This is a genomic window from Mesorhizobium sp. M7A.F.Ca.CA.002.05.1.1 (genome assembly GCF_003998335.1).
In the GTDB taxonomy this organism is placed as follows: Bacteria; Pseudomonadota; Alphaproteobacteria; order Rhizobiales; family Rhizobiaceae; genus Mesorhizobium.
Genome location: NZ_RZQI01000083.1, coordinates 1 through 11,977, shown reverse-complemented (window position 1 = coordinate 11,977; position 11,977 = coordinate 1). Strand labels below are relative to the sequence as shown.

At 60.2% G+C, this 11,977-nt stretch carries 15 protein-coding genes; 10 read left to right on the top strand and 5 right to left on the bottom strand.

Annotated features, from left to right (window positions below; genetic code table 11):
* The first annotated feature begins 225 nt into the window (after positions 1 to 225).
* The 4 genes from EN939_RS06895 (at position 226) to EN939_RS40025 (ending at position 4,561) form a co-directional block, all read left to right on the top strand.
* Positions 226 to 2,637 carry a phosphoketolase family protein gene (locus EN939_RS06895; RefSeq protein ID WP_127267423.1) on the top strand — a complete coding sequence of 804 codons (2,412 nt, stop codon included), beginning with the start codon at positions 226 to 228 and terminating at the stop codon, positions 2,635 to 2,637.
* Positions 2,634 to 3,812 carry an acetate/propionate family kinase gene (locus EN939_RS06890; protein ID WP_127267422.1) on the top strand — a complete coding sequence of 393 codons (1,179 nt, stop codon included), beginning with the start codon at positions 2,634 to 2,636 and terminating at the stop codon, positions 3,810 to 3,812. Before EN939_RS06895 ends, EN939_RS06890 begins: the two co-directional genes overlap by 4 nt.
* A gap of 163 nt (positions 3,813 to 3,975) precedes the next feature.
* Positions 3,976 to 4,260: a hypothetical protein gene (locus EN939_RS06885; protein ID WP_236383397.1), complete on the top strand. Its 285-nt coding sequence runs from the start codon at positions 3,976 to 3,978 to the stop codon at positions 4,258 to 4,260.
* Positions 4,208 to 4,561, top strand: coding sequence for a DUF6894 family protein (locus tag EN939_RS40025; RefSeq protein WP_419197533.1), 354 nt, complete (start codon positions 4,208 to 4,210; stop codon positions 4,559 to 4,561). Before EN939_RS06885 ends, EN939_RS40025 begins: the two co-directional genes overlap by 53 nt.
* 61 nt (positions 4,562 to 4,622) lie before the next feature.
* Here the strand turns inward: EN939_RS40025 and EN939_RS06875 are convergent, their stop codons facing one another.
* The 4 genes from EN939_RS06875 to EN939_RS06860 all read right to left on the bottom strand — a co-directional run bounded on the left by EN939_RS06875 (position 4,623) and on the right by EN939_RS06860 (position 6,036).
* A complete protein-coding gene (locus EN939_RS06875) occupies positions 4,623 to 4,787 on the bottom strand; it encodes a hypothetical protein (protein WP_081738679.1) in 165 nt (54 codons plus the stop codon).
* Positions 4,788 to 4,939: 152 nt separating this feature from the next.
* Positions 4,940 to 5,140, bottom strand: coding sequence for a KTSC domain-containing protein (locus tag EN939_RS06870; RefSeq protein ID WP_127267421.1), 201 nt, complete (start codon positions 5,138 to 5,140; stop codon positions 4,940 to 4,942).
* A gap of 80 nt (positions 5,141 to 5,220) precedes the next feature.
* Entirely contained in the window at positions 5,221 to 5,655 is a 435-nt protein-coding gene (locus EN939_RS06865) for a GFA family protein (protein ID WP_127267420.1), read from the bottom strand.
* Positions 5,656 to 5,736: 81 nt separating this feature from the next.
* Positions 5,737 to 6,036 (bottom strand): PRC-barrel domain-containing protein, encoded by a 300-nt coding sequence (locus tag EN939_RS06860; protein ID WP_127267419.1) that lies wholly within the window; start codon positions 6,034 to 6,036, stop codon positions 5,737 to 5,739.
* Positions 6,037 to 6,606: 570 nt separating this feature from the next.
* On the opposite strand from EN939_RS06860, the gene EN939_RS06850 reads away from it, so the two are divergent.
* From EN939_RS06850 to EN939_RS06820, 6 genes are all read left to right on the top strand, one after another.
* Positions 6,607 to 7,356 (top strand): Crp/Fnr family transcriptional regulator, encoded by a 750-nt coding sequence (locus EN939_RS06850; protein WP_127267417.1) that lies wholly within the window; start codon positions 6,607 to 6,609, stop codon positions 7,354 to 7,356.
* A 380-nt stretch (positions 7,357 to 7,736) separates the two neighbouring features.
* Positions 7,737 to 8,342, top strand: coding sequence for an alpha-ketoglutarate-dependent dioxygenase AlkB (locus tag EN939_RS06845; protein WP_127267416.1), 606 nt, complete (start codon positions 7,737 to 7,739; stop codon positions 8,340 to 8,342).
* 141 nt (positions 8,343 to 8,483) lie between these two features.
* Positions 8,484 to 8,924 (top strand): DUF2231 domain-containing protein, encoded by a 441-nt coding sequence (locus tag EN939_RS06840; protein WP_127267415.1) that lies wholly within the window; start codon positions 8,484 to 8,486, stop codon positions 8,922 to 8,924.
* Positions 8,921 to 10,261 carry a PQQ-dependent sugar dehydrogenase gene (locus tag EN939_RS06835; RefSeq protein ID WP_127267414.1) on the top strand — a complete coding sequence of 447 codons (1,341 nt, stop codon included), beginning with the start codon at positions 8,921 to 8,923 and terminating at the stop codon, positions 10,259 to 10,261. The genes EN939_RS06840 and EN939_RS06835 overlap by 4 nt, the downstream gene beginning before the upstream one ends.
* 379 nt (positions 10,262 to 10,640) lie before the next feature.
* A complete protein-coding gene (locus tag EN939_RS06825) occupies positions 10,641 to 11,258 on the top strand; it encodes a flavodoxin family protein (protein WP_127267424.1) in 618 nt (205 codons plus the stop codon).
* A gap of 160 nt (positions 11,259 to 11,418) precedes the next feature.
* Positions 11,419 to 11,568, top strand: a complete 150-nt coding sequence (locus EN939_RS06820; RefSeq protein WP_127267413.1) for a DUF3309 family protein — start codon at positions 11,419 to 11,421, stop codon at positions 11,566 to 11,568.
* 126 nt (positions 11,569 to 11,694) lie between these two features.
* Here the strand turns inward: EN939_RS06820 and EN939_RS06815 are convergent.
* On the bottom strand, positions 11,695 to 11,977 hold a 283-nt coding region (locus tag EN939_RS06815), incomplete at its 5' end, for a DUF1236 domain-containing protein (RefSeq protein ID WP_127267412.1).

Below are 11,977 nucleotides of genomic sequence, written 5' to 3'. Positions count from 1 at the left end.
CTTCTCGGTCCCTTCCTTGAGCTTGGTCTTCGCGATTTCAGTTTCTAACCGCCGGAGGACTTCAAGGTTCCCGCCTATTTGCGGATAGGGCCGCAAGCCCGGCCGAGATGGCGTCCGGTCTCTCGGCCGCGTGGGTCGTGACGCCGACCCGAACGCGGCAGTCGGGGGTTGCTCAAGCGCAAAGATGCCCCAGTTATCACCAGCGAACCGAAGCTGGAGATGTCGATGAACGACAAGGCTGCCGCGACGCCGCAGGCCATCGGCCACGAACGGATCGACCTCATGGACCGCTACTGGCGCGCCGCGAATTACATCTCGGTCGGCCAGATCTACCTGCTCGACAATCCGCTGTTGCGCGAACCGTTGAAGGCCGAACACGTCAAGCCGCGGCTGCTTGGCCATTGGGGCACGACGCCGGGGCTGAACTTTCTCTACGTGCATCTGAACCGCGTCATACGCGAACGCGACCTCGATGCTCTGTTTATCTGCGGGCCGGGCCATGGCGGTCCCGCAATGGTCGCCAACGCCTGGCTCGAGGGCACCTATAGCGAGATCTATCCCGATATCGGGCAGGGCGAAGACGGCCTCAGGAAACTGTTCCGGCAGTTTTCCTTCCCCGGCGGCGTGCCAAGCCATGCCGCGCCCGAGACGCCAGGCTCCATCCATGAGGGTGGTGAATTGGGATATGCGTTGGTTCACGCCTTTGGCGCGGCCTTCGACAACCCGGATCTGGTGGTTGCCTGTATCGTTGGTGACGGCGAAGCCGAGACCGGTCCGCTCGCGGCGGCATGGCATTCCAACAAGTTCCTGAACCCGATGTCGGACGGCGCCGTCCTGCCGATCCTGCATCTCAACGGCTACAAGATCGCCAATCCAACGATCCTCGGCCGTATGGACGATCAGGAGTTGCGAAGTCTCTTCGCCGGCTATGGCTACGAACCGTTCTTCGTCGAAGGCCACGAGCCGCTTGCCATGCACCAGTCGATGGCCGCGACGCTCGACACGGTGCTCGATCGCATCCGGTCCATTCAGGAGCAGGCACGGGCTCCGGGATGGCATGGTCAACGCCCGCAATGGCCGATGATCGTGCTGCGCAGCCCCAAGGGATGGACAGGTCCCAAGGAGGTCGATGGCGAGAAGGTCGAGGGTTTCTGGCGTTCGCATCAAGTGCCGGTGTCGAACGCACGCGGAAATGAGGGCCACCGCAAGATCCTCGAGAACTGGATGCGAAGCTACGAACCGGGAGAGCTGTTCGATGAAAGCGGGCATCTGTTGCCGGGGCTCGCGGCACTTGCCCCAACAGGGACAAAGCGCATGGGCGCAAGCCCGTACGCGAATGGCGGACTGTTGAAGCGCGATCTTGTGCTTCCCGACTGGAAAAGCCTGGCGCTGGAAGTGCCTCGTCCGGGAGGCGTCGTCGCTGAAGCGACGCGGATTTGCGGAAGCTATCTTCGCGAGGTGTTCCGCCTCAATGCCGAGGCGCGGAATTTTCGCCTGATGGGGCCGGACGAGACGTCATCCAACCGCCTCGACGAGGTGTTCGAAGTTACCGATCGGCTCTGGATGCAGCGCATTGAACCCTACGACGTCCATCTTTCCCGTGACGGACGTGTCATGGAGGTGCTCAGCGAGCACCTCTGCCAGGGCTGGCTTGAAGGCTATCTGCTCACCGGCCGCCACGGCCTGTTCTCCTGCTATGAGGCCTTCATCCACATTGTCGATTCGATGGTCAACCAGCATGCCAAATGGCTGAAGACCTCCGGCGAGCTTGCCTGGCGCAAGCCGATCGCCTCGCTCAATTACCTTTTGACCTCGCATGTCTGGCGGCAGGATCACAATGGTTTCAGCCATCAGGATCCGGGCTTTGCCGATCTGGTCGCCAACAAGAAGGCCGATACGGTAAGGCTCTATTTTCCGCCGGATGCCAACACCCTGCTGTGGATCACAGATCATTGCCTGAGAACCTATAACCGCATCAATGTCATTACCGCCGGCAAGCAGCCGGCACCGCAATGGCTGTCCATTGAAGAAGCCGAAGCGCATTGCAAGGCGGGGGCGGGCATCTGGGAATGGGCCGGTACGGTTGCTCAGGGCGAGGAGCCCGACGTGGTCATGGCCTGCGCCGGCGACGTGCCCACCCTGGAAACGCTGGCCGCGACCGACATTCTGCGCTCTGCGATCCCCGACCTGAGAATCCGTGTCGTCAATGTTGTCGACCTGATGACGCTGCAGTCGAACACCGAGCATCCGCACGGGCTCGCCGATGGAGACTTCGATGCGTTGTTCACGAAGACACGGCCTGTAATCTTCGCCTATCACGGCTATCCCTATCTTATTCATCGCCTGACCTACCGTCGCGCCAACCATGACAACATGCATGTGCATGGCTTCCGCGAGGAGGGCACCACGACGACGCCGTTCGACATGGTGGTGCTCAACGAACTCGATCGCTACCACCTCGCGCTTGCCGCCATCGAACGTGTGCCGGGACTGGCCGAAAGGGCTGAAGGGCTTGCCGGCGAACTCCACGGCCGGTTGGTGAAGCACAGGGCTTATGTCCGCGAGCACGGCGAGGATATGCCCGAAATCCAGAAATGGAGCTGGCCCGACAAAGGCGCGGCAAAGGCGCGCCAATGACGCGTCGGTCGATCCTGGCGCTGAATGCCGGTTCGTCCAGCATCAAGTTCGCGCTTTACGATCTTGTCTCGTCACAGGATATGCAGCTCGTTTCGCGCGGCACGTTGGACTTGGGCGACACACCCACACTCCGCGCAAAAGCGGCCGACGGAACGGTGCAGTGCGATCGGCAGCTCGCCACCGACAAGCCGCGGGACGCGGCCATAGGCGAGATGCTGAATTGGGTGCAGGGCGAAATCGGCGAAAGAAACCTGCTCTGCGCCGGCCATCGTATCGTGCATGGCGGAAGCGAGTTCATCGAACCTGTCCGTCTGGCCCCAGACATCATCGACGCCATCGACAGACTGACGCCGCTCGCTCCGCTGCATCAGCCTCGCAGTCTCGCGCCGGTCCGCGCGATAGCCGCCTTGCAACCGGACCTGCCACAGGTTGGTTGTTTCGACACCGCTTTCCACCAGACGATCGATCCGCTCGTGCGGCGCTTCGCCCTTCCGCGCCAATATGAAGGGCAAGGCTTGCGCCGCTACGGGTTTCACGGTCTCTCCTATGAATACATCGCCGGGCGGCTCAGCGGGATATCGCCAACTCTTGCGGCGAAACGCACCATCGTCGCCCATCTCGGCAATGGTGCCAGCCTTTGCGCTTTGCGCGAGGGCAAGAGCATCGATACGACGATGGGGTTTTCGGCCCTGGATGGCCTCGTCATGGGCACGCGGTGCGGCGCCATCGATCCCGGCGTGCTGTTGCACTTCCTACTGGAAAGAGGCATCGCGGCTGAGGAGCTGCAGACGATGCTTTACGAGAAGTCGGGACTGCTCGGCGTATCCGGTATTTCGGGCGACATGAGGACGCTGGAAGGGAGCAACGATCCTCGCGCCCAAGAGGCGATGGCGCTTTTTGCCTTCCGCGCGGCGAGGGAAGCAGCAGCGCTTGCAAACACGATGGGTGGTCTTGAATGCCTCGTGTTCACCGCCGGCATCGGCGAACGGTCCGCGTCCATCCGCAAGGCCATATGCGAAAAATTGACCTGGCTTGGCGTGGTGCTTGAAGAACGCGCCAACGACATCCACGCCGAAATCATCAGTCGTCCCGAGAGCAAGGTGGAGGTGCGCGTGATTGCGACCGATGAGGAAAGTGTCGTTGCACGTCACAGCCGCAAGGTGATGCAAGCCTGAAGGCTCGCCATTGGCATCGGAAACCCGACGTCGGTTGGGCTCGGTAAAAGCGCGGGCAAGGGCATTCCCTGTACGAAAATTACCAAGCAAGCGGTCGGGGGAACCAACGGCCCATGGAAATATTGTGCGAGCAATCTCGGCTAAACCCGAGACCGTCGGCACGATGATCAGGCCGACAGCCTTACTTCAGGCATTGGCTGAGGAATCCATGTTTACGGACGATGTTGCGGTGAGGCGCCTGAAAATCCTGGTCCAGCAATATGTCGAGACACGCAAGAAACGCCACGATGTGATCTCTACCGCCAAGGCCGGAACCGCAATTCGGGAGGTGATGCCAAGTTGCCCGCTTTCGGGAAAGGCCTTCGATGATCTGATTGCGGCCTGCGCCATCGAGCATGGCCTGGCTGTGCTCTTCGACAATCCGGGTACATCAGGCACTGAAATCTGAGGCTGGCGCTTCCGATTCCATCGTCGCAATGAGGAGTTCAGTCGGCATGTCCAGGTACTTTTTCGACCTTCGAGACGAGAGCGGAAGCTTGCAGGAGGATCCCGAGGGCCAGGAATTTTCTGATCTAGCGAGCGCCGAGGAAAACGCGATGGCGTCGGCGAAGGAAATCCTCGCCGAAGAACTGCTGCATGGCAAGCCGCTGCGTACCGGATTGGCCTTCGAGATTTTTGACGAGAACCGCAACCTGGTGCTGCGCTTCCCCTTTGCGCTCGCGGCCGAAAAGGCCGGCGAGCCCCCTTAATCCCGAATTGCCTGGCGGCCGATCCCCTGCAGGGGTCATGCAAGCCGGGCCTCAATGCGTCCTATCCTTCCGCCTTGAAGTTTCTGGCTTCTTTCTCGACCTTGGGGCTGTCCTTGCCATGCTTTTGCATAAGCTCCTTGGCCTGCTTGGGTGAGACGTCGGTGGTCTCTGCCAAGCGCAGCGCCTTCTTGTCCTTGCTTTCGGTCTTCTGCTTCTTGGCCGTCATGGCTCTTGAACTCCCTTGAAGCCTGTTCCGATCGATCTTTGCCGGTCCCGAGCATATCCAGATGAATTGTCATTGCCTGGTTTGCTTCGACGAGACGTCAACGAGACGATGCGGGTCAGGTTCCGTGCATCGTCTGCTCATGTCCGAACTTGTCACGCCACGCGGCGATACCGATGGCGATCTCGGATGAATTCATTGAAGAAGCGGCCTTTTGAGAAAGCTTTGGTGAAAGCGGCATAAGTTACCGGAGCAACATCCTCATAGTCGTAACGTTTGCCGCTCGGAACAAACCAGACCGAGAGGATCCTGGTGGCGGGGTCGTATTGTGCGTTTCGGATCACGGTCGATGGCATGGTGGCACCCGACGGGTCTGCCCGAATAACCCGTTAGCGATCGTCAGGTTCCGCCGATGCCCTCGCGCCTTGCACCGCGACTACCGGTCGCGCGGGTTGCCCAACTTCGGGTCGCGCTTCCTCGAATATCGGTCGATGCGTGGCAGGCTGTCATCAAACTCGATGTACGGTAGCCTCAGATCCCAATAGGCATGGGCTTGCGGCTGAAAACCTTCAGGTTTGTCAAGAAAACCGACCGTCACGTAGAACTCGTCCGGCAGACCTTCGTCGCTATAGCCTATCGAGCTTCCACAGTCCGGGCAGAACGTGCGGGTGACGCCTGGCGTTTTCGAAAAGGCCTTCGGTGTCCCTCTAAGAAGCTGAAATTGCTCAGGCCGGTAACCGACCCAGATTGTCATCGGACTTCCGATGGCCCGGCGGCAATCGTCGTCGTGATCGTAGCATATCCAGAAAGGCTCTCCGTCCATGGCTGCGGCGATCCCTCCGCAGAAGCAGGCTCCGGTCTCGCGCCGCATCGTCTGTCCATCCTGTCGCGCCCAAGGGACGTTCAGAGAGCGGCCAAGCGGCCGCTCCCGTTCAAGGTGAAGTCCTCGAAATCATGCATCGTGATGCTCGGGCATGCTCTTGAGCTGATCCTTGGTCCAGTTCGTCACCGCGTGAACGTCGCCGTCTTCATCGCGCATGAATTCCAACTGGCTCGCGGGAACGGCCACCGGCTTGGCACCTATGCCGAGAAAGCCGCCGACATCGATGACGACCTGACTGGCGGCTCCAGAGCCGTGGACGTGCGAAACGCTGCCGACCTTGTTGTCGTCCGCGTCGTAAATCGTGGCGTCTTCGAGAATGTCTGGTGTCAGTTCGGTGCTTGTGAGGCGTACGCGGTTGGTGTGATCCATCGTTCGAGACTCCTGTTGGGTGGAGTATTTGAACCTCTCAGCCGAGCAAACGTTCCGAAGAATTTCGGGGCGACGGACGGACGACGCAAGGACGCAAGAACCCTCAAATCAGCCTCGGGCCCGAATTGACTCGCAAAGCTCTGTACGGAAGCGTACAAAAGGAAATCGTCAGCAGCACAATTGGGCGCTGACGCTTGGGAGTGACCACCGCTCTTGCCCATCGCGAGGCATGGCGTTGCATGGCAAAGGCGCCCGAGCACCCCGGTCTGCCAGTAGACGCGATAACCGCGCTGGCGCGGGATACAGGCGCCACTGAACAGCAGATACGCGAAATCATATTTCTCCAAGAGTTCGATCGCGCCTCTATCCTGCGGGAGGCTCGTTTGCTGGCGAAAGATGGTCAGCCAACAAGGCCTTCGAGTTTTCAGCAGTAACTGTCGGTTTCATACCAACGCGCCGGCTCGTCTAGTGCTGCGCGAGACGAGGTCTATGGTTCGTTACCGTCCGCTCGTTAGACGGACGCGGCCGGCTAAGAGATCCCAGTGCTCTTGCCCAAGGGAAAAGAGTCTCGTGGATTACCAGATACTGCAAGCCAAGAGCGAATTGCTTCGCCGCATGAGCGCGGACGATCTCGCGCGGCTAAGGCCGCATCTGGCGAGCGTTTTCCTGGAGGTGCGCGCGCCACTGGAGAATGCGGGGCAGAAGATCGAAGCCGTCTATTTTCTGGAAAGCGGACTGGCCTCGGTGGTGGCGCGGACTGCGCCAGCGACCGAAGCGGAAGTCGGAATCATCGGGTTCGAAGGAATGACGGGTTCGGCCCTGATCATGGGGGACGACCAGGCGAACTTTGATTGTTACGTCCAGTCGACATGCGAGGCGCTCCGGATAGAGGCTGCCCCATTCGTCGAAGCCCTGGAGAACAGTCCTACGTTGCGGTCGTTCCTGTTGCGCTATGTCCAATATTTTCATGTTCAGACAAGCTATACGGCTTCGATCAACGCACGGCAGAGCCTGGAAGTCCGGCTGGCGAGATGGCTTTTGATGTGCAGCGACCGCACTGTCGGCGACAGACTTATGATAACCCATGAGTTTCTGTCCATCATGCTTGGTGTCAGGCGTCCGGGGGTTACCGTCGGTCTGCAGATGATCGAGAGTTACGGCTATATCCGAGCGCGCCGCGGAGAGATCACGATCCGCGATCGAGATGGTCTCATAAAGTTGGCGCGAGATTCTTATGGTCCACCTGAAACCCAGTATCGCCGGCTAATCGGAGATTTGGGCTCGCATCATCCCGCGAGGCAGGAACGGCCTCGCGCTTGAGCGCTGGGCCAACAGAGGCTTCTCCGCCACTGAGCCGCCAAGGACCATTTCAAGTGGCCGACGCGATGGTGCCGGTGAGACACCGTTGCCTAAACCCGCGTCGGCCACCGCGGCATTTTTTGGGGATGCCGCGTTGCCAATCTAGTTGCTGACAAGCAACTGGCAACGAAGGCTCGCGGTTTGGTAAGAACCGTACGTACATGCATGCAACCTCCCTCGGTCGCATTCAAGGCATGCCCGCGAAATCCTGAGTAGAATACCGTCACCCCGATAATCTCCGGATTGGCAGGCTTTGATGCGGTGATGTCCACAGGGTGGGGTGCAGATGCTGGCTCGGTTCCGATATTGCCAGGCGGGCTGGCCTTCACCATCTAGCTGGGATGGCGGCACCCAAATCGAAAACACTCGGCTCCGGCTCATCCGGGCTCCAGCACGATCTCTTTGGTGCTGCCGACGACCTGCCGGAAGGCTTCCTCTACCAGCCTGATCTTATCACCGCGCAAGAAGAAACCGAACTCGCCCGGCATCTCGAAGGCCTGCCTTTCGAGGCGTTCGATTTCCATGGCCATCTGGCAAACCGGCGCGTCGTGGGTTTTGGCCTGCGCTACGACTACGATAGGCGCCAGGTAGTCGAGGCCCCGCCGATCCCTGACTTCCTGTTGGCCCTGCGCGACCAGATCGCGGCGTTGGCAGGCAAGCCCGCCGAGGCCTTCGCGCAAGTGTTGATCAATGAATACCGGCCCGGCGCCGGCATCGGCTGGCATCGAGACAAGCCTCATTTCGAAGACGTTGCGGGTGTTTCGTTGCTGGCGCCTTGCAGCTTCCGGCTCCGGCGGAAGAATGGCGCCAAGTGGGATCGCCGGACCATCGTCGTCGAACCAAGGTCGGCGTATCTCATGACTGGACGATCGCGCACTGAATGGGAGCACAGCATTCCGCCAGTTGACCTGCATCGATACTCGATCACCTTGCGGACATTGCGCTAACTCCGCAGGAGGATCGGACGCCGAGCCGTTCTGAGACATCGCCAGCGCCATCACGAGTTCTTGAACGCAAACGGTTCCGGGAACCTCCTAACCACAAGTTGGTTTGGAGGACAGGTACAGCTTCAAAGGTGGAGAATGTCCATGGCCCGTGCCCGATCCGTATTGGTGGCCGCCAGGCGTCCGTTGCATAAAACGCCGATGGCAGTCGCAAATGCGTGTTTCGTCGGCACATTGCTGACCGACGCTGCCTATTGGCAAAGCGCTGAAATGATGTGGGCCGATTTCTCCGCCTGGCTGCTGCTTGCCGGCCTGCTTGTAGGCGTGCTCGCGGTTCTTGCAGCACTGGTCGATTTGTTTACCGACCGGCTTTCCGGTGAAGCCGGGCGCGTATGGCCATATCTCCTCGGCAGCCTCATCGTGCTCGTCATGTCGCTCTTCAACGCACTGGTGCACAGCCGGGATGCCTGGACCTCGGTCGTGCCGACGGGGCTCATCCTGTCCGCCGCCGCCGTGATCGTTATTCTCTTGGTGGGCCTGCTGGGATGGAGTTCCGGCCGCACTCAGGTGGAGGTGGTCGAATGAATGTCTCCGCCAGACATATCCCGCGTATCGCCAGCCTCGGTCTGCTGTGCGGATCGATTTTGGTGCTGCCCGCATGCAGCGACAACGAACCGGATCCCACCGATCAGGTCGGAGCGAACCCGACGCTGCCTGAACCGATCCAGTATCTGGTGCCGCCGATGCATGTCGCGTCGGTCATCGGTTGGAAACAGGAGGAAAGGCCGACGGTCGCCAAGGGTTTGCAAATCCAGGCCTTCGCCAAGGGCTTGAAGCATCCGCGCTCGCTTTACACATTGCCGAATGGTGACGTTCTGGTGGTCGAATCCGTGGCGCCGCCCGGTGCAGCGATCAAGCGGCCGAAAGACCTGGTCATGGGCTGGATCGAGTCCATGGCGACGTCGGGCGGCGGCACCGAAGGAAGCAACCGTATCACTCTGCTGCGCGATACCAACGGCGATGGTGTGCCCGATGTCCAGGAGGTTTTTCTCGATCATCTCAATTCGCCCTTTGGTGTGGCGCTGGTCGGCAACGATCTCTACGTCGCCAACACCGACGCCATCGTGCGGTACCCCTACACGTCGGGCGACACCAAGATCACCGCCCCGGGCACCGTGCTGACGCCGTTGCCCGGCGGGCCTATCGATCACCACTGGACAAAGTCTCTCGTGGCCAGCCGCGACGGGTCTCTGCTTTATGTCGGCATCGGATCCAACAGCAACATCACCGAGAACGGCATCCAGGCGGAAAAGGACCGGGCCGCCATCTGGGAAGTCGACAGGGCCACTGGCCGTTATCGTGTTTTCGCGAGCGGCCTGCGCAACCCCAACGGACTGAGCTGGGAGCCGCAGAGCGGCGCGCTGTGGGCTGTTATCAACGAGCGCGACGAGCTCGGTCCTAACCTGGTTCCCGACTACATGACCTCGGTCAAGGACGGCGCGTTCTATGGTTGGCCGTACAGCTACTATGGTCAGCATGTCGACCCGCGCGTGATGCCGCAGCGGCCGGACCTGGTCGCCAAGGCGATCCCTCCCGATTATGCCTTGAGTTCCCACGTCGCACCTCTGGGCTTGGCGTTCTACACTGGAACCAACCTGCCGGACCTGTATCGCAACGGCGCCTTTGTTGGCGAGCATGGCAGCTGGAACCGCAAGAGCTTCAACGGCTACAAGGTCGTTTTCGTGCCGTTCAAGGACGGTCATCCAGACGGCAAGCCGCAGGATGTCGTCACCGGTTTCCTCGACAAGGACAACAAGGCGCACGGGCGGCCGGTCGGTGTTGCCGTCGACAAATCGGGCGCGTTGCTGATCGCCGACGATGTCGGAAACACGGTCTGGCGCGTAACTTCCGCGAGCCAGTAGGCACCTGCATAAACGCGGATCGCTTCACCTATCTCGGTGCAAATTCCGCCAGCGCCTTGACGAATTCTGCCGGTGCCTCGATCGGCAGGAATTCGCCGCAGTTGGCGATCATGTGACCTTGCAGGTTCTTTGCGCCAGACAGCCTGCGTCGGAATCGCTCATCGCTGTCTGTCCTCCAGTAGTGGTCAGTGCCCCTGTGAGCCGGCTGGACCGTCACCAAGTGGGAGGAGGGGGCCGTCTCGCCCCCGGCCTGTTGGTCCGCTTGGCGGAACAAGCATTCAACCCTGGCGTTAAATGCCGGGCGCTCCCGCAACGGGCGAATGGGCTGTCGCGACGTCGTCGCGGCGATTTGCAATTAGGACAATGCAGGGAGATCCAGATGCCGCTTACGGCCTTCGCACTCAATTGCTCGCTCAAAGCTTCGAACGACAGGGAAAAATCCTCCACCGATCGGTTGCTCGCCGATGTCCTGGCGGCGCTGATGCAATACGAGGTGAAGGGCGAGATCGTGCGTGCGCTCAGTCACGATATCAAGCCCGGCGTGCTCTCCGACATGGGCGAGGGCGACGATTGGCCGAAACTCAGAGAAAAAATACTGGCGGCCGACATTTTCGTACTCGGCCTCCCGATCTGGCTTGGCCAGCCCTCGAGTGTGGCCAAGCGCGTCCTGGAGCGGATGGATGCGTTTCTCGAGGAGACCGATGACAAAGGGCGCATGCCGGCAGCAGGAAAGGTGGCCTTGGTGGCCATCGTCGGCAATGAGGACGGTGCGCATCACTGCCAGGCGGAATGCTTTCAGGCACTGAACGATGTTGGCTTCACCATCCCGGCCAATGGCGGGGTCTACTGGGTCGGCGAGGCCATGCAGGAGGTTAACTATGTCGATCTGCCGGCGACTCCGGAAAAGGTCTCGGGTGCGATCGAAATGGCAGCATCAAACGCCGCCCATCTCGCTGGATTGCTGAAAGACCGGGGCTACTTGGGCGTCTCGGGGTGACCTTTGTTCGCCTGACATCCTTGAACCTGGCAGCGTCGATGCGGTCTCAGTCGGGAACAGGAAGGCTTGTAGCGAGTTCATAATCACATCAGCCGGCGACCGCCGCTCCCTCTAAGGCGCGAAGCCGCAAACAGGAGAGCAAGTCACGGGTCTCGGCACAATTCTTATCATCATTCTGATCATTGCATTGCTTGGCGGTTTTAGTGGGCTTGGCGGCGGGCCATTCTACGGCACCGGCTATTACGGCGGCGGCGGCCTCGGTCTTCTGCTGCTTATAGTCATTATCCTGGTCGTGCTCGGGCGTCTCTAGCCCTCGCGATGCGGTGGCAGGGTGTATCACCTGCCGCTTGCAGTCCCTTTTGCGGGTTGCTTTGAATCCATAGCAGCCCAGCAATGGCGGTCCGCCCTCTGGAGGGCGGACCACTGCTCGGACATATCAGGTCAAAATCAGGACGATCTTGAACGTATCCGGATCAACGATCACGATCCGGCCGTCCGCAAGCACGAAATACTCGTAGCTTTCGTAAGCGGGAACGATCTTGACGATACGAGCCGGCAAACGATGCAGCCTGACCTTTTGCCGCGGAACTTCGACGCCGACGGTGATGTCAAAATCGACGTTGGACACAGGCTCCACTTTCGTCTCCCGGATGATCTGGGTGACTTCGGTTTTCTGCTCCACCGTCACGTTGTTGATGGAACCGGTCGACGTCGTATCC

What these genes read in the sequence shown, in the direction of transcription:
- EN939_RS06895 (WP_127267423.1), top strand. Translation starts at nt 226, where the DNA reads ATGAACGACAAGGCTGCCGCGACGCCGCAGGCCATCGGCCACGAACGG.
- EN939_RS06890 (WP_127267422.1), top strand. Translation starts at nt 2,634, where the DNA reads ATGACGCGTCGGTCGATCCTGGCGCTGAATGCCGGTTCGTCCAGCATC.
- EN939_RS06885 (WP_236383397.1), top strand. Translation starts at nt 3,976, where the DNA reads ATGATCAGGCCGACAGCCTTACTTCAGGCATTGGCTGAGGAATCCATG.
- EN939_RS40025 (WP_419197533.1), top strand. Translation starts at nt 4,208, where the DNA reads ATGGCCTGGCTGTGCTCTTCGACAATCCGGGTACATCAGGCACTGAAA.
- EN939_RS06875 (WP_081738679.1), bottom strand. Translation starts at nt 4,787, where the DNA reads ATGACGGCCAAGAAGCAGAAGACCGAAAGCAAGGACAAGAAGGCGCTG.
- EN939_RS06870 (WP_127267421.1), bottom strand. Translation starts at nt 5,140, where the DNA reads ATGCCATCGACCGTGATCCGAAACGCACAATACGACCCCGCCACCAGG.
- EN939_RS06865 (WP_127267420.1), bottom strand. Translation starts at nt 5,655, where the DNA reads ATGCGGCGCGAGACCGGAGCCTGCTTCTGCGGAGGGATCGCCGCAGCC.
- EN939_RS06860 (WP_127267419.1), bottom strand. Translation starts at nt 6,036, where the DNA reads ATGGATCACACCAACCGCGTACGCCTCACAAGCACCGAACTGACACCA.
- EN939_RS06845 (WP_127267416.1), top strand. Translation starts at nt 7,737, where the DNA reads ATGGCGGCACCCAAATCGAAAACACTCGGCTCCGGCTCATCCGGGCTC.
- EN939_RS06840 (WP_127267415.1), top strand. Translation starts at nt 8,484, where the DNA reads ATGGCCCGTGCCCGATCCGTATTGGTGGCCGCCAGGCGTCCGTTGCAT.
- EN939_RS06835 (WP_127267414.1), top strand. Translation starts at nt 8,921, where the DNA reads ATGAATGTCTCCGCCAGACATATCCCGCGTATCGCCAGCCTCGGTCTG.
- EN939_RS06825 (WP_127267424.1), top strand. Translation starts at nt 10,641, where the DNA reads ATGCCGCTTACGGCCTTCGCACTCAATTGCTCGCTCAAAGCTTCGAAC.